General features: G+C 35.3%; 14 protein-coding genes. 13 read left to right on the top strand and 1 reads right to left on the bottom strand.

The window, feature by feature from the left end; genetic code table 11:
* Nucleotides 1-188 precede the first annotated feature (188 nt).
* The 13 genes from ACHRVX_RS06910 to ACHRVX_RS06850 all read left to right on the top strand — a co-directional run bounded on the left by ACHRVX_RS06910 (nt 189) and on the right by ACHRVX_RS06850 (nt 14,647).
* Complete coding sequence (locus tag ACHRVX_RS06910; protein WP_395330609.1) at nt 189-2,978, top strand: carboxypeptidase-like regulatory domain-containing protein; 2,790 nt, start codon at nt 189-191, stop codon at nt 2,976-2,978.
* Between the two features lie 82 nt (nt 2,979-3,060).
* Nucleotides 3,061-4,623: a G-D-S-L family lipolytic protein gene (locus tag ACHRVX_RS06905; RefSeq protein WP_395330607.1), complete on the top strand. Its 1,563-nt coding sequence runs from the start codon at nt 3,061-3,063 to the stop codon at nt 4,621-4,623.
* A 233-nt stretch (nt 4,624-4,856) separates the two neighbouring features.
* Entirely contained in the window at nt 4,857-6,368 is a 1,512-nt protein-coding gene (gene atpD / locus ACHRVX_RS06900) for a F0F1 ATP synthase subunit beta (RefSeq protein ID WP_089481317.1), read from the top strand.
* An 86-nt stretch (nt 6,369-6,454) separates the two neighbouring features.
* Nucleotides 6,455-6,736, top strand: a complete 282-nt coding sequence (locus tag ACHRVX_RS06895; protein WP_395330605.1) for a F0F1 ATP synthase subunit epsilon — start codon at nt 6,455-6,457, stop codon at nt 6,734-6,736.
* A gap of 186 nt (nt 6,737-6,922) precedes the next feature.
* Nucleotides 6,923-7,561 carry an NAD(P)-dependent oxidoreductase gene (locus ACHRVX_RS06890; protein ID WP_395330603.1) on the top strand — a complete coding sequence of 213 codons (639 nt, stop codon included), beginning with the start codon at nt 6,923-6,925 and terminating at the stop codon, nt 7,559-7,561.
* A 78-nt stretch (nt 7,562-7,639) separates the two neighbouring features.
* Nucleotides 7,640-8,776 (top strand): aminotransferase class I/II-fold pyridoxal phosphate-dependent enzyme, encoded by a 1,137-nt coding sequence (locus ACHRVX_RS06885; RefSeq protein ID WP_395330601.1) that lies wholly within the window; start codon nt 7,640-7,642, stop codon nt 8,774-8,776.
* A 219-nt stretch (nt 8,777-8,995) separates the two neighbouring features.
* On the top strand, nt 8,996-9,190 hold the full coding sequence (locus ACHRVX_RS06880; RefSeq protein WP_395330599.1) for a hypothetical protein: 195 nt from the start codon (nt 8,996-8,998) through the stop codon (nt 9,188-9,190).
* A 53-nt stretch (nt 9,191-9,243) separates the two neighbouring features.
* Nucleotides 9,244-10,107, top strand: coding sequence for a TraB/GumN family protein (locus ACHRVX_RS06875; RefSeq protein WP_395330597.1), 864 nt, complete (start codon nt 9,244-9,246; stop codon nt 10,105-10,107).
* Nucleotides 10,108-10,114: 7 nt separating this feature from the next.
* Nucleotides 10,115-10,618 (top strand): RNA polymerase sigma factor, encoded by a 504-nt coding sequence (locus ACHRVX_RS06870; RefSeq protein ID WP_395330595.1) that lies wholly within the window; start codon nt 10,115-10,117, stop codon nt 10,616-10,618.
* Nucleotides 10,608-11,222 carry a hypothetical protein gene (locus ACHRVX_RS06865; protein WP_395330593.1) on the top strand — a complete coding sequence of 205 codons (615 nt, stop codon included), beginning with the start codon at nt 10,608-10,610 and terminating at the stop codon, nt 11,220-11,222. The genes ACHRVX_RS06870 and ACHRVX_RS06865 overlap by 11 nt, the downstream gene beginning before the upstream one ends.
* Nucleotides 11,223-11,389: 167 nt before the next feature.
* A complete protein-coding gene (gene bioD, locus ACHRVX_RS06860; protein ID WP_395330591.1) occupies nt 11,390-12,043 on the top strand; it encodes a dethiobiotin synthase in 654 nt (217 codons plus the stop codon).
* A gap of 26 nt (nt 12,044-12,069) precedes the next feature.
* Nucleotides 12,070-13,341, top strand: a complete 1,272-nt coding sequence (bioA, locus tag ACHRVX_RS06855) for an adenosylmethionine--8-amino-7-oxononanoate transaminase (RefSeq protein ID WP_395330589.1) — start codon at nt 12,070-12,072, stop codon at nt 13,339-13,341.
* A gap of 139 nt (nt 13,342-13,480) precedes the next feature.
* Nucleotides 13,481-14,647 (top strand): beta-ketoacyl synthase N-terminal-like domain-containing protein, encoded by a 1,167-nt coding sequence (locus ACHRVX_RS06850; protein ID WP_395330587.1) that lies wholly within the window; start codon nt 13,481-13,483, stop codon nt 14,645-14,647.
* A gap of 61 nt (nt 14,648-14,708) precedes the next feature.
* On the opposite strand, the gene ACHRVX_RS06845 is transcribed toward ACHRVX_RS06850, so the two are convergent.
* Nucleotides 14,709-19,355 (bottom strand): Ig-like domain-containing protein, encoded by a 4,647-nt coding sequence (locus ACHRVX_RS06845; protein WP_395330585.1) that lies wholly within the window; start codon nt 19,353-19,355, stop codon nt 14,709-14,711.
* Nucleotides 19,356-19,687: the final 332 nt, after the last annotated feature.

The raw sequence follows: 19,687 nt of genomic DNA, 5'->3' as shown, positions 1-19,687 counted from the left end.
ATAATATGTATGCATAGTATTTAGTGTTTTGTGACTTTGATATTTGATTTTAATTTAATAAAACTAATTGATGAATAGTTAAAATTGTAACTAAAATTATATATTATATTTATTTTTTTTAACATTTTTTTATTAATATCAAAATTATTTGTATTTTGGCTAGATAAACTAACCAAAAACAAACCTAAATGAGAGTATATTTACTAATTATGTTGTTTTTCAGCGGAATAACCTTTGCGCAGAATACAATTACTGGTTCTGTTACTGATAGTAACAAACAATCTATCCCCGGTGCTAATGTAAGTGTTGTAGGAGATCGAAGTGCTACTTCAACAGACTTTGACGGAACATTTAAGTTAAGTACTTCTGTCAAACTTCCGCTTACGCTTAAAGTAACAGCGGTGGGATTTGAATCTAAAACGGTCAATGTTACATCGGCAAGTCAAAAAGTAAATGTGATTTTGAAAGATGAAGAAACAAAACTAGATGAAATTGTTGTTTCTGCTTCAAGAACTCCTGAAAGGGTAATTGAATCGCCTGTTACAATTGAGAGAATGGGAATTCAGGAAATCAGGAATACTACCGCGCCTACTTTTTATGATGGTTTGGAGAATTTAAAAGAGGTGAACTTCAATACCAGCAGTATTTCGTTTAAATCTATTAATACTCGTGGTTTTGCATCTGTAGCGAATACACGTTTTATGCAGCTAGTGGACGGAATGGATAATTCATCTCCTGCATTGAACTTTGTGTTGGGAAATTTAATTGGAATTTCGGATATAGATGTGGCGAATGTCGAGCTTTTGCCAGGTGCTTCTTCGGCGCTTTACGGAGCGAATGCTTTTAATGGTATTTTGTTTATGAACAGTAAAAGTCCTTTTACAAATGAAGGAATTAGTGTATACTACAAATACGGGCAAACAAGTCAAAAAGCAGCCGGAACGAATGATTATAATGATTTTGGAATAAGAGCTGCAAAAGCATTCACAAAATATTTTGCATTAAAAGCCAACTTTACATACATGGAAGCAACAGAATGGATTGCTGCCGATACGAGAAGTATGACCGGAGGTTCTGTAGGTCATGCAAATAATCAAAATTATGACGGATTAAATATTTACGGTGACGAGGTGACTACTTTTATCCCAAATGTGGGGCAAGTGAGCAGAACCGGATATCGTGAACAGGATATAACAGATAATAAAGTAAAAAATATAAAGGCTGATTTTTCTGCTCATATTAAACCGACAGATGAAACAGAAATTATCCTGCAATATAAAATTGGTCTTGGAAGTACGATTTATCAAGGTGCAAACAGATATGCTTTGAAGGATTTCATGATGCAGCAAGGTAAAATTGAGGTAAAAGGGAAAAACTTTTTTGCAAGAGTTTATGCTACAGATGAAGATGCGGGAAATTCATATGATATGAGATTTGCTGCATGGAATGTCAACAGAGCTGCAAAATCTGATCAGGAATGGTTTACGAATTATGCGACAGCATATCAGTTTTCTGGTGCTGTTATGGGAACAAATGCAAACGAGTCTGCTGCAATTGCAAGAAATTTTGCCGACTATAATGTGCTTCCTGCGCCACTTTCGTTTATTCCTGCATCGAAAGGATTGCCTAGATTTGAACCAGGTTCGGCGCAATTTAATAATGCGCTTGCAACAGTAATTTCTAATCCTGATTTAACTCAGGGTGCTAAATTTATAGATCATTCTAAATTATATCATTCAGATGTGAATTATAATTTTAGAGATATGATTAAATGGGCAGAAATTCAGGTTGGTGGTTCCTGGAGAGAATATGTAATGGATTCTGAGGGAACTATTTTTACAGATTATGATGGGCCAATTAGCTACAGAGAATATGGAGCTTACGGGCAATTGACCAAAAAATTCATGGACGACAGATTGAAGTTTACAGGATCTTTGCGTTATGATAAAAGTCAGAATTTTGACGGTAACCTTTCTCCAAGAGTTTCGTTTGTGTATTCTGCCGGAGAGTCAAAAAGACATAACTTCAGATTGTCTTATCAGACAGGTTTTCGTAATCCAACAACACAAGATCAATATATTGGTTTAGATTTAGGGCCATTCGCTTTAATTGGTTCGGCTCCGGAAAATTTAGATCGTTTTCAGGAAACTGTAAATGTAAGTGCTGCAGGACAAGCGATAGCGGGTCAGCCGGCAACTATTGGTATGTCTGGTCAAAATGCTTATCGCAATGCTTATACAGTAGCTTCGGTTCAGGCTTTTGCGGCTTCGGCTAATCCTGCTGATCTTAAAGTGGCTAATATCGGATTAGTAAAACCAGAACAGGTTCAGGCTTTTGAAGCGGGATATCGTTCTGTGATTCAAAATGATTTATCGGTAGATTTAAATGTTTATTATAATATTTATAACGATTTCATGAATACATCAAGAGTGATATCGCCTTATTACGGAACCGTAGGCACAGATGCAAGTAATCCTTCGGTACAGCAAACTTATCAGGCTTTGGCATTTGGTGACAGAAGAGTATATCAGATTTATACAAATACTACTGCTCAGGTTTCTTCATTAGGATTTGGAATTGGTTTGTCTAAAAAAATATATAAAGATTTTGAAATTGGCGCTAATTACAATTATGCACAATTCGATTTCAATCAGGCAGATGATCCAAGTTTTATTGCAGGTTTTAATACGCCAAAACATAGAATCAAAGCATCTCTTGGAAATGCTAAAGTGATTAAAAATTTAGGTTTTAATGTTAATGTGAGATGGAATACAGAATATTTATGGCAATCTTCTTTTGGAGATGGTATGGTTCCGGAAAATACAGTTCTTGATGCTCAGATAAATTATGCTTTCACAAAATTGAAATCAGTAATTAAAGTTGGAGCAACAAATCTTTTCGGGTCTGATTATCTTCAGGTAATAGGAGCTGGGGCAATTGGTCAGCAATGGTTTGTTTCCTGGACAATTAATCCATAATTATTAAAAGTAGTGATGAAGCAGGTTTCTTTCTTTTGATTATTTCAAATGAGAAAGAGTTAATAATTTTAAACTTAATAAGATGATAAAAAATATGAAATGGCTATTATTGGTTTCCTTAACCTTTGTAGCATGTAATAATGATGATAGTGATACTTCTGCCGAAGTGCCTGTTGTTGCAGGATCAGCAGTTTTTACAAAATATATAGCACTTGGAGATTCTTTTGCTGCCGGGTACAGTGATGGTGCTTTGTTTGCAAAAGGGCAGAGTAATTCATACGCTAATATATTGTCACAACAATTTGCGGCGGCTGGCGGCGGAGCATTTACAACTCCCTTAATGCTGGATAATATTGGAGGGTTTTCTTCCGGCGGAGTACAGGTTCCTAAATTTCCAGTAAGGCTTACTTTTATAGGAGCAACAAGTTCACCTGCAACTGTTCCGGGAGTTTCAGCTACTTCAATAACGTCTCGTTTAACGGGTTCTTTTAGCAATCTGGGCGTTCCGGGAGCAAAAAGTTTTCATTTAATTGCTCCTGGATATGGTAATCTGGCTGGTGTTTTTGCAACTCCTGCAACGGCAAATCCATATTTTGCACGTTTTGCTTCATCGCCAACTACAAGTGTTTTGGCAGATGCAGTAGCGCAGGCACCTACATTCTTTTCGTTATTTATTGGGGGGAATGATGTTTTGGGTTATGCAACAAATGGAGGTGTGCCAACATCTCAGGATCCGGTGCTGGGAGACGATATTACTCCTACAGCAACTTTTAATTTTGCTTACAATACGCTTGTTACTACCCTAACGGCAAATGGCGCAAAAGGTGTCGTTGCAAATTTGCCTTACATCACAACATTGCCTCATTTTACAACAGTGCCATATAATCCGCTTACGGCAAAATCAATCGGAAAAAATAATGAAGCAGTTGGTTTGGGAACTATTAAATTGCTAAATGCCCAATTATACGGTCCGCTTAAGCAGGCTTTAACAGCTCTTGGTGCGGGAGACAGAATTAATTTATTATCTGAAACTGCCACGAGTCCATTGTTAATAAAGGATGAAACATTGCCTAATCTGGCTGCTCAGTTAGCAGCAATATTTACGCCAACTTTAGGACCGCAGACTGCAGGTGCTTATGGTGCGATATTTGGTCAGGCAAGGCAAGCTAAAACCACAGACTTAATTTTATTAACTACAAAAGATGCTATTGGCACAGCGCCAACGGCTGCTAATTCTGGTTTAGGGATTGCTCCTGCATTTCCGCTAAATGCATTTGGAATATCATTTCCGTTACAGGATAAACATGTTTTGATTCCAGCTGAAATTGCTGAAATTAAAACGGCAACAGATGCTTATAATGTAATTATTGCGGCGGCAGCAGAAGCAAAAGGATTAGCTTTTGTCGATACAAGAAGTGTTTTGGCGCAACTTTCAAACGGTGGAATTCGTTTTGGTAATTTTACAATGACTTCCTCTTATGCGGTTGGAGGAGCATTTTCGCTTGACGGAGTTCATCCAAGTGCCAGAGGATATGGATTGATTGCTAATATTTTTATTGATGCAATTAATGCAAAATACGGATCAACGTTACGTCATGTTGATTTGGCTTTATATCCAATTCAATATCCGTTAACAATACAATAATGCCAATTTTTTTAGTAAGAAAGTCACTCATTTCTAAAAATGGAGTGGCTTTTTTTATTTTTATAAAAATTACTGTTTTAGTTATTTGAAGCGTTACTTTTATGAATCTAACATATTCGTAGTATTTTTTATAAAAAAAATATTGATTTTATATTTTAAAAAATTATCTTTGCGCTCTGAAAAAAGAGGTATTTTCGATAAACCTAAATAGCTATTTAATAAATACATAAGTAATGTCAAAAGTAATAGGAAAAGTTGCTCAAATCATTGGACCAGTAGTTGACGTAGTTTTCAACGGTAAGGATGTTGAACTTCCAAAAATTTATGATTCACTAGAAATCACTAAAAAAGACGGAACATTATTAGTTCTAGAAGTGCAATCTCACATTGGAGAAAACACTGTTCGTACCATTTCTATGGACTCTACAGACGGTTTGTCAAGAGGATATGAAGTAGTTGGAACAGGAAATCCAATCCAAATGCCAATCGGTCCGGATGTATACGGAAGATTATTTAATGTAATTGGAGATGCCATTGATGGTTTAGGAAACTTGCCAAAAACAGGAGAAAACGGTTTGTCTATTCACAGACAAGCTCCTAAATTTGAAGATTTGTCAACTTCATCCGAAGTTTTATTCACAGGTATTAAAGTAATCGATTTAATTGAGCCTTATGCAAAAGGAGGTAAAATTGGATTGTTTGGTGGTGCAGGTGTTGGTAAAACAGTATTGATCCAGGAGTTGATTAACAATATCGCAAAAGGTCACGGTGGACTTTCAGTATTCGCAGGAGTAGGAGAAAGAACACGTGAAGGAAATGACTTGCTTCGTGAGATGTTAGAGTCAGGAATTATAAAATACGGTGATGATTTCATGCACTCTATGGAAAATGGAGGATGGGATTTATCTAAAGTAGATATGCCAGGAATGAGAGAGTCTAAAGCTACTTTCGTTTTCGGACAAATGAATGAGCCTCCTGGAGCTCGTGCACGTGTAGCACTTTCAGGATTATCTATCGCTGAATATTTCCGTGATGGAGCAGGAACTGACCAAGGGAAAGACGTATTGTTTTTCGTTGATAACATCTTCCGTTTTACACAAGCAGGTTCTGAGGTATCAGCACTTTTAGGTCGTATGCCTTCTGCAGTAGGATACCAACCAACTTTGGCAACAGAGATGGGAGCTATGCAAGAGCGTATTACATCTACAAACAAAGGATCTATTACATCTGTACAGGCGGTTTACGTTCCTGCGGATGATTTAACTGACCCGGCACCGGCAACAACGTTTGCTCACTTAGATGCTACAACTGTATTGTCTCGTAAAATTGCTGAGCTAGGTATTTATCCGGCGGTTGACCCGTTAGATTCTACTTCAAGAATTTTAACTCCTCAAATTTTAGGAGCTGAGCATTATGACTGTGCACAAAGAGTAAAAGAGATTCTTCAAAAATACAAACAATTGCAAGATATTATTGCGATCCTTGGTATGGAAGAATTATCTGAAGAAGATAAATTATCAGTATCAAGAGCACGTCGTGTTCAACGTTTCTTATCTCAGCCTTTCCACGTAGCGGAACAATTTACAGGTATTCCTGGAGTTTTGGTTGATATTAAAGATACTATCAAAGGATTCAACATGATTATCGACGGTGAGTTAGATCATCTTCCTGAAGCAGCTTTCAACTTGAAAGGTTCTATTCAGGATGCTATCGAAGCTGGAGAAAAAATGTTAGCTGAAGCATAAAAATAAAGTTAAAAGCTAGAGGTTAGAAGTTAAACGTTTTGTTTGGACTTCTAACCTTTAACAAATAACTTCTAACCCAAAAAAAGATGATTTTAGAAATAGTATCACCAGAAGCAAAATTATTTTCAGGAGAAGTAACGTCAGTTACATTGCCTGGAGTTGATGGAAGCTTTCAAATATTGAATAATCACGCTCCTATTGTTTCTATTCTGGAAAAAGGAACTGTAAAAATTGCAGCTTCAAATTTCAATTTTTCTAAAGACGTAGCGAGTAAATTCACGAGAGTAAACGACCAGACTTATACATTAGAGATTCAGTCAGGAACTATCGAGATGAAAGACAATAAAGTAATTGTATTAGTTGATTAAGGCAATTTCAAAATAAATTAAAAAGCCAGACAGCAATGTCTGGCTTTTTTTGTTTTATATTTGGACTATTAGAATCTCTTTATAAAATATTGATCGTTTATAAAAGCTCAGTAAGCTTTTATTATTTCGTTTTATCGGTTTGATGAAACGCAAATTATCTATGTCAAATTTTATAAAGAAATAAATATGAAAAATATAAAAAAAGTTGCCGTTTTAGGCGGTGGCGGAAGAACTGGAAATTATCTTGTAAACCAGTTGTTAAAAGAAGGATTCAGCATAAAACTTTTGCTGAGAAATCCGGAAAACTTCCCGATTCAAAATAAACAAATTGAAATTATCAAAGGCGATGCCCTTGACTTAACATCTATAAAATTATTGCTTAAAGATTGTCAGGCAGTTTTGAGTACAATCGGACAACGGAAAGACGAACCTCTTGTGGCAAGTAAGGCAACTAATAATATCCTGAATGTAATGAAGGAGTACGGAATTCACCATTATATTTTATTGGCGGGATTAAATATCGACACGCCATTTGATAAAAAAAGTTCCAAAACTCAAATGGCAACCGATTGGATGAAGACCAATTTTCCTGTAATTCAGCAAGACCGACAAAAAGCATACGACTTATTGGTTGAAAGTAAAGTAAACTGGACGCAAGTTCGGGTTCCTTTTATTGAATTTACAGATGTAAGTACGGAGATTTCGGTTAACATTGAAGATTGTTTGGGAGATAAAATCAGCGCTATTTACATCGCAAAATTTATGACCGCAGAGATGATTGATTCAAAATACAAGAGACAATCGCCTTTTATAAGCACAATTTAAAGAATGAATTAAAAACAGCGGGCGATATCAAACCCGCTGTTTATTTAATATCAACTTCAATTTCATAACTTTGCTTTTATGAAATTACCCGAAAATCTGACTCAAAAGCTTGAAACTCGTAAGCAGCATAATTCGCTTAGGAAATTACCTGTGTTTAATAATTTAATAGATTTTTCTTCCAATGATTATATTGGATTCTCAAAATCCGAATCGATTTTTAAGTTAACCCATGCTTATTTGCTGGAAAATGAAATTTTTCAAAACGGCGCAACAGGCTCTCGTTTGATTTCCGGAAACCATACTGTGTATCAAATTGCAGAAACGTTTATTGCGGAGTTTCATGAAGCTGAATCGGCTTTAATTTTTAATTCGGGTTATGATGCCAATGTGGGCTTTTTTAGTGCTGTACCGCAACGAAATGATGTTATATTGTATGATGAATTAAGTCACGCTTCTATTCGCGATGGAATTCTATTGTCAAATGCCAAATCGTATAAATTCAGTCACAATGATTTTGAAGATTTAGAAAGACTTATTCTAAAATTCTCTGATACAAATATTTATATTATAACCGAAACAGTTTTTTCTATGGATGGTGATAGTCCGAACTTAGAAGAATTAGTTGAGTTATCCGAAAAGTACAACTGCTTTTTAGTCGTTGACGAAGCGCATACTTTAGGCGTTTTTGGAGAAAAAGGCGAAGGATTAATTCAATATCTTAATTTACATAATAGAATTTTTGCCCGTATAATGACTTTCGGAAAGGGTTTGGGCTGTCATGGTGCAGTAATTTTAGGAAGTATCGAACTTAAAGAATACCTGGTAAATTTTGCCCGAAGTTTTATATATACAACAGGATTATCTCCACATTCTGTTGCTACAATTCTAATAGCGTATCAGCAATTAGAAACTGAAAAGGAAACAATAAGTAAATTGCGTCAAAACATTGTGTTGTTCAATCAGCAGAAAAACTTATTAGGTTTAAAACCAATGTTTGTTCGAAGTAAATCAGCAATACAATCCGCAATAGTTCCGGGGAATGAAAGCGTAAAACAATTGGCACAACAATTACAGGATAAAGGGTTTGATGTAAAACCCATTCTTTCGCCAACAGTTCCTGAAGGACAGGAGCGTTTGCGTTTTTGTATTCATAGTTTTAATTCAGAGGAAGAAATTACAGAGATTTTAGAATTATTAAGAGACTTTGTATTTTAATTTATAGTTTTCCACAGAGATTCACAAAGAAAAATTAGAGAGATGCACAAAATAATTTTGAGAATCTTTGTGTTTTTTTTCTTTGTGAATCTCTGCGAAATTTAAGATTTCTCTTCTTAGAAAGCTTATATTTCCTCATTTCTTAAAAAGTTTGATTTTTTTGTAACGTTTTGAATGTTTGATTACTTACGAGTCGTAATCAAATAAACCAAAATAATTATGAAAACAATAATCACTTCAATCAAAAAATTTATTTGTAATGTATTGCTTTTTTTAACTTCATTACAAGTAACTTATTCTTTGGTCAGCCATCATTTAAATGGTAAACCTTATCCCTCTTTTTTTATTATCATTATTTGTTTGCTTGTCGCTACTTTCGCTTCGGTAAAAAAAGAAAAATACAACAAACAATAACAGGAGTTTTAATCATCAAATCAATCAATTAATAACATTAATCAATCAACAAAATGAAAAATTTATTCAAATCAACAGTAGTAGCAATAGCATTCATTTTTAGTGCTTCAATCCAGGCACAGGATAAATCTCCAAAACTTGAAAATTCTCTTTTATGGGAAGTATCAGGAAACGGATTATCAAAACCTTCTTATTTATATGGAACCATTCATATGATTTGTGCAGCAGATTATTTTCTTTCGGAAAAAACTAAAAAAGCTTTTGATGCTTCAGAAAAATTAGTGATTGAAATCAATTTTAATGATCCAAAAGAATTGGCAGACGCGCAGGAATTTATGATAGGAAAGGAGCCATTAAGCAAAAAATTAAAACCGGAAGAATTGTCTAAATTAGATGCAATACTAAGAAAGTCGGCAGGAATGACTGTTAAACAAGTAGATGCTTTTAGTTTAATGAGTGTTATGAGTATTATTTCAATGAAAACCTTTGGCTGTACTGACGTAAAATTTTATGAAAATGAGTTTATGGACAGAGCAAAGAAAAGAAATTTAAAAATTGACGGACTGGAAACGGTTAAATCGCAATTTGAAAGTTTTGCAAATGCGTACTCTGATGCTGAAATGATAGCAATGTTAGAAGACTCTGATGCGGAACAAAAAACGCAATTGGGAATAGATTATAAAACAGAAAACCTGGAAGATTTATACACAAATAGTACTTCTGAAGATTTGATGAACGCGAAAGCTAAAAAATATATGCTGGAAGAAAGAAATCAGAATTGGGTGAAGGTGTTGCCTGAAATGATGAAAAAAGAAAGTTTGTTTGTAGCAGTTGGCGCAGCGCATCTGGCGCATGAAGAGGGAGTAATTAATTTGTTAAGAAAAGCAGGGTATCAGGTAAAACCAGTAATGAATTAGCACTATTTTGAAAGAGAAAGAACAAGAATTTTTAAACAGGATCCAAAGTCATAAAGGAATACTCTACAAAGTTTCTAAGATGTACATGGATAATCATGACGATCAGCAGGATTTGTTTCAGGAGATTATTTGTCAGCTTTGGAAATCGTATGATTCTTTTAGAAACGAAAGTCAGTTTTCGACCTGGATGTATCGCGTTGCAGTAAATACAGCAATTGTTTTCCTGAAAAAGGAAAAAAGGAAAGTTGATAAATACGAAATCGCTTCAGAAAATATTAAAGATGATGAAGGCGATTCGCATATAAAGGAAAGTCAGATAGATCATTTTTACAAAGCGGTTCAAAAACTGGAAAAAATTGACAAAGCGATTATTTTCTATCAGTTAGAAGGATTCTCACATAAAGAAATAGGAGAAAACCTGGGAATATCTGAAGGAAATGCAAGAGTGAAATTAAACAGGGCAAAAGAGAAATTAAAAGAAATAATTAAAAATCAGGGATATGGATTTTAACGATATACAAAACGCATGGAATAACGAAAAGACGGATAATGTTGTTGTTCCTAATAATTTAGAAAAAATACAATCAGCAAATATGCCTTTGGACAAAATTAGGAAAAATTTGCGCACAGAACTTTTTGGACAGATTCTGGCTTTGATCATTATAGGTTTTTTGCCACTATATCATGAATTTCCTTCAAAATTCGTAGGCCCTTATTATTTTTTATACGGAATAGTGGCGGCAATAAGTATTTACTATTTGTCTAAGCTTTTTCTATTTTATAAGAGATTGGATAAAGCGGCATTAACAACGAAAGACAGTTTATATGAAACCTATTATGATATTAGGCTTAATATGCAACTTTACAAAACTTTTACGTTTGCACTGGCTCCTTTTTTCATGATCTATCTGGCTGGTTATTTGATTTTTGGAACTCCTGGTTCAACCGAAATTTTAAATGGGAATTTTGAAAATGAAAAATTAGTATTAAAAGTGGTAATTTTCATGATAACAATGTTGCTTATTGGTGTTTTGACAGAGTGGTGGGTGAGTTTTTATTATGGAAAATATGCGAAAGAAATCAAAAAAGTTATTGACGAATTAAAAGAAGAATAAAAACAATCAAACCCATCGTAATGATGGGTTTTGTTTTTTAGGTATTTTTGCCAAAGTCATTACTCAGAGATACACAAAGAAAAAACACAAAGTGGCACAAAGCAAAAAAGCCTTTTTGGCGAGTCTTTGCGTTTTTTCTTTGTGAATCTTTGTGAAACAAACAAGCTATGAAAATATTTGTAACAGGAATTTCTACCGATGTTGGTAAAACGATAGCTTCTGCAATTATTGTTGAAGCCTTAGAAGCGGATTATTGGAAACCGATTCAGGCGGGAGATTTAGAAAACTCTGATAGTGATAAAGTAAAAAAACTATTAGGCTGTCCTACTGAGCAAAGTCCAAGTGCCAAATCCCAATTTTATCCCAATGCTTACAAATTAAATACGCCGGCAAGTCCGCATTTAGCAGCAGAAATAGATGGAATAACAATTGATTTAAAGAAAATTGTTGAACCCAAAACCGATAATCATTTAGTGATTGAAGGCGCAGGTGGAATTTTTGTTCCGTTAAATGAAAGTGAAACCATAATAGATTTAATTCAGCCCGATTACAAAATCATTGTAGTTTCAAGACATTATTTAGGAAGCATCAATCATACTTTATTAACGATAGAAGCGATCAGGAATCAAGGTTTGCAAGTTTCGGGAATTATCTTCAGCGGAAGCGAAAACAAATCAACCGAAAGTATTGTTCTGAATAAAACCGGAATAAAATTAATTGGCAGAATTGACCAGGAACCTTATTTCGATCAAAATGTAATAAAAGAATACGCTGATTTGTTCAGAGACAATCTTCTCGAATTACAAGAATCTAAAATCTAAAATCAGAAATCTACAATTTATACCAGATGACGTTAACCGAAAAAGACAGTCAATACCTTTGGCATCCTTATACACAACACAAAACGGCACAAGCTCCAATTGCAATTTCAAGAGGCGAAGGTGCTTTGCTTTGGGATGAAAACGGAAAGGAATATATAGATGCAATAGCTTCGTGGTGGGTGAATCCGTTTGGGCACAGTAATACATTTATTGCTGATGCGATTTACAAACAATTGACAACCTTAGAGCATGTTTTGTTTGGCGGTTTTACACATGAGCCAGCGATAAAAGTGGCAGAAAGACTAATGGAAATTTTGCCTGAAAATCAGCAAAAGATCTTCTTTTCGGATAATGGTTCAACTGCTGTTGAAGTGGCTATAAAAGTCGCATTGCAGTATTTCTTCAATAAAAACGAAAAACGAACTACGATAATTGCTTTCGAAAATGCATTTCATGGAGATACTTTTGCAGCGATGGCAGCAAGCGGAATCTCCTTTTATACACAGGCTTTTCAGGGAATGTTTATAGATGTGGTTCGGATTCCGGTGCCGGTAAAAGGGCAGGAGCAAGCAAGTTTTGATGCCTTAAAAGAAGTAATTCAAAATCATAATTGCGCCGGATTTATTTTTGAACCTTTAGTGCAAGGCGCTGCCGGAATGGTGATGTACGAACCGGAAGCATTAGCAAAACTGATCAGGATTTGTGCAGCAAATAAAGTATTGACAATTGCTGATGAAGTGATGACGGGTTTTGGCAAAACCGGAAAAACTTTTGCAATGGATTATGTGGCTGAAAATCCGGATATGGTTTGTTTGTCAAAAGCGTTAACCGGAGGAACAATCCCAATGGCGATTACGACTTTTACGCAAGATGTTTTTGATGCTTTTTATGATGATGATATCAATAAAGCATTATTTCACGGTCATACTTTTACGGCGAATCCTACAGGTTGCGCCGCAGCTTTAGCCAGTATGGATTTATTGCAAACAGACGAAATGCAAGCCAATATTAAAAGAATCAATGCAAGTCATTTAATCTTTCAGCAGAAAATTGAAACCCATTCAAAAGTAATTACCGCCAGAACGTTGGGCGTTATTTTTGCAGTTGAAATCAAATCAGATTCTCAGGAAAGTTATTATGGTTCTATGCGAAATAAACTCTATAATTTCTTTATTGAAAAAGGAGTGATTTTAAGACCGGTTGGTAATATTGTTTATATTCTTCCGCCTTATATTACGACAAATGAACAGCTTCAAAAAATATATTCTATTATTGAAGAAGCTATTGAAATGGTTTGATTTTTTGCCCACGGGTTTTAAACGGGTTAAACGGATTTTTGCTGTTTTTTTACTGTAATCTGTGCAAATCCGTTTAATCTGTTTGATCAGTGGACAATTTTCAAGAAACTTTTGAGAACTTTGATAAAAAAATATCACCTTGAATACTAAAATTGCTATAACAGCTTTTTCTTCGATCTCACCTTTAGGGAATACTGCCGAAGGAATTTGGGAAAGATATCTTGACCATCAACATTGTTTTTCCAAGCAGTTTCTAGATCAGCAGGAAACTTCCGTAGCTTGTCTTGATGCCGAATCGACGCAGCTTATAGCTGCCTTAAGAGAATCGGATATTAAATATAAGTTTTTAGATGATTCGGTTTTATTTGCTATAGCAGCTTCCAGAAAAGCGGTTCAACAGGCAGGATGGAATTCAGATGATATCTTCGGAATCAATATTGGTTCCTCCCGCGGTGCCACAGATTTATTCGAAAAACATTATAGAGAATATCTTGATACCGGAAAAGCACAAACTCTGGCTTCTCCAACAACTACTTTAGGAAATATTTCTTCCTGGATAGCGCACGATTTACAAAGCAATGGTCCTGAAATTTCACATTCCATAACCTGTTCAACGGCACTTCATGCAGTATTAAATGGTGTTGCCTGGTTGAAATCCGAAATGGCGGATAAATTTTTGGTGGGCGGAAGTGAAGCTCCTTTAACCAATTTTACGATTGCTCAAATGCGTGCTTTAAAAATATATTCCAGAATTAATCAGGACGATGAACTTTGGCCGAATCTCGCTTTTGATTTTGAAAAAACACAGAATACAATGATTTTAGGCGAAGGTGCGGCAGTTTGTTGTTTAGAATCCGGCGAAAAGGAAAATGCAATTGCTTACGTTACAGGAGTAGGATATGCAACGGAAATCTTAGAGCATAATATTTCAATTTCTGCGGAAGCAACCTGTTTTCAGAAATCTATGAAAATGGCTTTGAAAGATGTTGATTTGCAAAGTATCGATGTTATTGTCATGCACGCTCCCGGAACCATAAAAGGGGACTTAACGGAATTACGTGCCATCGAAAAAGTTTTTGGATTTCAATTGCCTTTACTGACAACAAACAAATGGAAGATCGGACATACTTTTGGAGCATCCGGAATACTGAGTGTAGAACTGGCGCTATTAATGTTTCAGCATGATACTTTTATCGGAGTACCTTTTGGAACAAAACAAAATCAGACGAAATCGATTCAAAGAATTTTAATTAATGCTGTTGGTTTTGGTGGAAATGCGGTTAGTATTTTGATTGAAAAGCCATAAACTTAGAAATAAAGAAAAGGAATAAAAAAAACCATTCGCCTCAACGAATGGTTTTTTGTTATTAGAAAATTACTTTCTTGGTAATTATTTTGTTGTCTTCTGTCCTGACTTTTACAATTATCACCTGATGCTGAATCGATAATTGATCCGTTGAATAAGATGTTGTATGTACATTTTCTTTATTAAAAATATTTCGGCCTAAAACATCGTAAACATAAACAGATTCAATATTTAAAAGATCAGATTCAATCATGATTTGATTATTTGACTGATAAATGATGATTTCCTTTTTGGTAATTTCCGGTATACCTGGAACTTCCAGCGTTGGATTTTCAGGAGTTGGATTTCCACCCGGCGTTGTTGTTACAGGACTCTCAGGCTGAGTCACTACTGGAGATTCCGGTTGCGTTGCCACAGGATTTTCAGGTGTTACTACAGGCGTTTCCGGTTGAGCTGCAACAGGATTCTCAGGCTGCGTTGCTCCAGGAGTTTCCGGTTGTGTTGCTACAGGCGTTTCCGGCTGCGTTGCTACGGGAGTTTCCGGTTGAGTTGCTACATGATTCTCAGGTTGCGTTGCTACAGGAGTTTCCGGTTGCGTTGCTACAGGAGTTTCCGGCTGCGTTGCTACGGGAGTTTCCGGTTGCGTTGCTACAGGAGTTTCCGGTTGAGTTACTACAGGAGTTTCAGGCTCGGTTACTACCGGAGTCGAAGGTTCAGTTGTTACCGGATCTGCAGGTTTTGGCTCTTCGTTAGGCGCTATAGTAGCTTTTTTGTAAAATGAAAGGACAAAACGATCATTAAACGTTCCCGGTTCAGTTGCAAAAGTATATCTTGATTCAGATAAATTGGTTACTACATTATTGGTTTTGTCTAATAAATAAACATTTTTACTGCTAAATAACCCGTCTACACTTTCAATACCAATTGTATATTCTGTAGCTGAACTTGCAATATATCCTAACGGAATTATTTCTTTTTGTTCTTCAAATGGTAAAGCACGTCCTTGAATAACTAAATTATTTTCGCCTAATATTGAATACAATGCTGTTCCGGATGCATAAGAATCTCCATCGTAAGCGTCATCTAATTCATTTGTTGCTCCGGTGATATACCCTAAAAGCATTTCGTTGTATGCGCCGTCATTATTTTTAAGATTCAGCCAAACTCTGTTTTTCTCTACTACAGTTTTTGCCGTTTTTGAAAACTGATTATTACTTGCTGTTGTTTTTACTCTTAATGCATTATTAAAGACAACATTTCCTGTTGTTTTTGCTTCTACAAAAAATCCTTGTCCTGAAGCAATGTTTCCGGTAAGTTTATTACCTCCACAAGTAGGACAATTTGTAAAATCTCCTGCTCCGGTTGAACCAGTTGCGTTGTACGAGATATAGCTTGAATCGCTATAAACAAATTGACCGTTTGCATTAGGAACCGGTGTGATTGAATGCGTCCACAGGTAAAAAGTTCCTTTAATTACACCACTATTATCTGCGTAAAACTGATCTGCATTTAAAGCCGATGGATATGGATTACCTAATAAATTTGTTGTCGTTGCATTACCAGCCTTGTTTGTAACCGGAGTGGTAATGATACCATTGTTTGGTACTCCAATAAATTTTCCCTGATAAATTTGTGGATTCCCAATTGCAGCATATGATTGTGGTCCTCTAATAATATATCCTTTTCCAGGCTGCATAACATAATTTCCGCCATTTAAATATTTCCAGTCATTTGCTGATGCATCATATTCTAAATATTTGTCGAATAAAGTGTTTGGAGATAAATTGTATAAAGTCTGATTAATTACCGGAGAAGACCAATATGTATAATCAAAACGATTAATAGGTGTTGTATTTCTGTTAACTTCAAACGAAGTTGTACTACCGGTATAAGTAGAGCTATTATTTGTTTGTACTAATGAACCACTGTTTTGAACTACAATTTTGCCAGTTGCATTTACAGTAATGTTTTCATTTACTGTAAGGACCTTATCAGTTGCAATAGTTAGTGTTTTACCAGCAGCTACCGTACAGGAACAAACTTCTAAATCATTTGTCAGCGTATAGTTATTGTTGATTATGATCGATGAGTTTGCCGGGGGAGCAGTTGATCCGTCATAACTAAAAGGAACATCAATAAAATTAATTGCCAGGTTAGCATCACCTGCATCTTCTCTAAGGCGTACGTCAATTTTAGAGTTTTTGTTTAAACTATATTGTTGTCCGCTATTTATTAATACTGAAGCATTGGTATATCCTGATTGAGTGTAAACCTTTACGCCATCAATATAAATTTCTCCAATGTCATCACAATTTACTAACTGTATCTGGTAACGTCCACAAGGAAAACCCTGACGTTTGTATGTAATTGCAAATTGATCAATATTCATAGGAGCACCTTGCCAGCCAGCAGTATAAGATGGTGATTTAGTTCTGTCCCAAAATGTCTGTGTGTTTATGTTTAAGTTATTATCTACATAAGTTCCGGCATAACTTGCAGCTGGTAAAGAGATGTCTGCTAAAGTATAACCATAAACATTCCATTTATTATCTCCGTAAACTGTTGGATTACCTTTTACAGCACCGTATGAAAATGATACTCTTGATGAGCCTGCATTTTCATAATATTCTAACACAAAGTCATGTGTACCTGCAGTAAAAGTATATTGTGCCGAGTAACCTACATAACTATGATCACTCCAGGAATTTGCTGGAGTCACATTAACTAACGTTCCGTCAATGTATAATCTAACCCCGTCATCTGCACCTAATGTAATATTATAAGTCTCTGCTGTTGTAGTAGCTTTCATTAAATAGCGTACAAAAAACTTATCGCTTGGTGCTGTACTACAAAATGCATCTGCTGCAACAGTAGCGTCTCCGGTAATTACACCATCGGCGATGTTTCGGTCAAAATTAGCTTTTTCAGCTACAGAACCTGCATAAGTAGTGGCAGCTGGAGTGTTTCCGGTATAATTGTAAACATATCCTTTCCAGTAATTTGTTCCTGCAGTTAAAGCTGCAGTACAAGCTGCCGTTACGCCAACAGTTCCAGATGAATAATTTGAAGCTGCGTTTCTTAAGGTATAATTAAATGAAGTTGTTCCGGCAAAAGAACTTGAAGGCGTAAAAGTTACACTTGTAGTACCATTAACAGTTACAGTTCCGTTTGTTGGTTGTGTGACTGTTATTTGTTGTAGTGCAGAACCACCTATAATATCATTCGTGATAATAGGAATAACGGTAGACTGACCTCCCGGAAGTGTCACATAATCATTGTTTGCCGTCAAGGTATTAATATCTTTTACCGTTCCTGTAATTACAGGACCTACACTATTACCATTTCCGTTTAATATATCAAAAGTATTGTAAGTGTTAGATACATAAAATCTTATGTATACCGTTTCGTTAGGAAGAACAGGATTTATATCTGTAGCAAAAGTAGTGCTTACTGCTGTCCATGATGCGACACTATTTGTTTGAGGAACTAAAACTTTTACTCCCGTTGCAAAATTAACGTCCTTCGAATATCTTACCTCAAATCGTTGACCGTTTGTTGATCCTCTATAGCTAAAATTAAATTGTTTCAGGTTTAACTGGTGATTTGCATCAGCTGGATTAATTTTAAACTGAATGTATTTATTAAGATCTAAATTACCTCCATTTTGAGATGGATCCGGCCAATTTCCTGTTTGAAAAAAGGCACTTGTCGTATTTTCGTATACATAACCAAGTGAAGCTCCTGTTGAAGTTACCGGTGAATTAGAATTTACATAAGTGCTGGTAATAGGATTGAAACTAGATGAGGAACCATTCCATAGAGATAAATTATCATCTGTGGCATTTGAAATTGTTACTTTGATACTTGCGGTAGAAGTTCCTGTTGGTGCTGTTATCGTATAGTTAAAAGTAGATGTACCGGTAAATCCCTGTGCAGGATTAAAAGTGATGGTTTTATCCGGATTGATTATGGCAGTTCCTTCAGATGCAGCCGGATTAGATATTGTTAAGGCAGTAACAGTTTCTTTTTTCACGTCGTTGTTTAACGGATTGATATTTACTGCTAATTCTTTTAGTGTGCTTACGTAATCATTAATAGCCAACACTTTAGAAGAGTCAAAAGTACTTATAGTTCCTCTGATGACAGGTACAATATTATTAGTATCGGTTCCCGTTTTTACATCAAAAGTGTTATAAGTGCTATAAGAGTAGATTCTAACATACACTATTTCAGATGGTAATACCGGGTTTATCTCTGCAGAAAAATTTGCGCTGTAAGTTGTCCATGAGCTTGGTGTCGTAGTTTCTAAGATTAAATCTTTTACACCAGTGGCAAACGAAGCATCTTTAGAATATTTAACTCTAAATTTTCCTGAACCGGATCTAACCTGAAAAGTAAAAGTGCTTAAATCAGCTTTATAGCCTGTATTGGGTTTTATTGTAAACTGAATATATTTGCTTGGGTTATATTCTCCACCATTATCCGCCGGAGTTGGCCAGCTGCTGGTTTGAAAAAAAGTATCGCTGCTGCTGTAAGAAGTATAAGCGATGGTAATTCCGTTATTTGCTGATAAATCCTGTGATGTAATATTGGCAGCAGAATAAGTTGGGCTTGAAGTATTAGCATTAGCGGCATTCCATTTTACCAGGTCAATTTGGCTAAATCCAAAAAAAGGTAAAAATAAAAGTAAAAGTAAAGTTTTTTTCATGTTAAATGTTTTCTATACAATTTGTTATGCTGGCATAGGATAAAATTTGCCCGCACAAATATAGACACATCTACGTGTTACTAAACAGTAAGGTTTTTAGAACTTATATATAATCGATAAAGTGTTAAATAAAGTCGATGAACTGCATTGTGAAAAATGCATATTCAAGCTATTTCCTATAAATATCAAGTTTTAAATATAAGAAAAGTCGTAAATTATAGGCTTGAAAATATGAATTTACAAAATTTTATTGAAAAAAAAGCGAGTTGAGTTGATTATTTCGCAAAATATGCTAAAAATCAAGTTATTCAAAAGTAAGAAAATTTAAGAGG

It is taken from the genome of Flavobacterium sp. FlaQc-47 (assembly GCF_044006475.1).
Taxonomy (GTDB): Bacteria; Bacteroidota; Bacteroidia; order Flavobacteriales; family Flavobacteriaceae; genus Flavobacterium.
The sequence above is the reverse complement of the archived record's forward strand: the minus strand, read 5'-3'. Positions and strand labels throughout refer to the sequence as shown.

Coding starts and splice junctions, on each gene's coding strand:
- ACHRVX_RS06845 (WP_395330585.1), bottom strand. CDS start 19,355: ATGAAAAAAACTTTACTTTTACTTTTATTTTTACCTTTTTTTGGATTT.
- ACHRVX_RS06890 (WP_395330603.1), top strand. CDS start 6,923: ATGAAAAATATAAAAAAAGTTGCCGTTTTAGGCGGTGGCGGAAGAACT.
- atpD (WP_089481317.1), top strand. CDS start 4,857: ATGTCAAAAGTAATAGGAAAAGTTGCTCAAATCATTGGACCAGTAGTT.
- ACHRVX_RS06880 (WP_395330599.1), top strand. CDS start 8,996: ATGAAAACAATAATCACTTCAATCAAAAAATTTATTTGTAATGTATTG.
- ACHRVX_RS06910 (WP_395330609.1), top strand. CDS start 189: ATGAGAGTATATTTACTAATTATGTTGTTTTTCAGCGGAATAACCTTT.
- bioA (WP_395330589.1), top strand. CDS start 12,070: ATGACGTTAACCGAAAAAGACAGTCAATACCTTTGGCATCCTTATACA.
- ACHRVX_RS06865 (WP_395330593.1), top strand. CDS start 10,608: ATGGATTTTAACGATATACAAAACGCATGGAATAACGAAAAGACGGAT.
- ACHRVX_RS06885 (WP_395330601.1), top strand. CDS start 7,640: ATGAAATTACCCGAAAATCTGACTCAAAAGCTTGAAACTCGTAAGCAG.
- bioD (WP_395330591.1), top strand. CDS start 11,390: ATGAAAATATTTGTAACAGGAATTTCTACCGATGTTGGTAAAACGATA.
- ACHRVX_RS06905 (WP_395330607.1), top strand. CDS start 3,061: ATGATAAAAAATATGAAATGGCTATTATTGGTTTCCTTAACCTTTGTA.
- ACHRVX_RS06895 (WP_395330605.1), top strand. CDS start 6,455: ATGATTTTAGAAATAGTATCACCAGAAGCAAAATTATTTTCAGGAGAA.
- ACHRVX_RS06875 (WP_395330597.1), top strand. CDS start 9,244: ATGAAAAATTTATTCAAATCAACAGTAGTAGCAATAGCATTCATTTTT.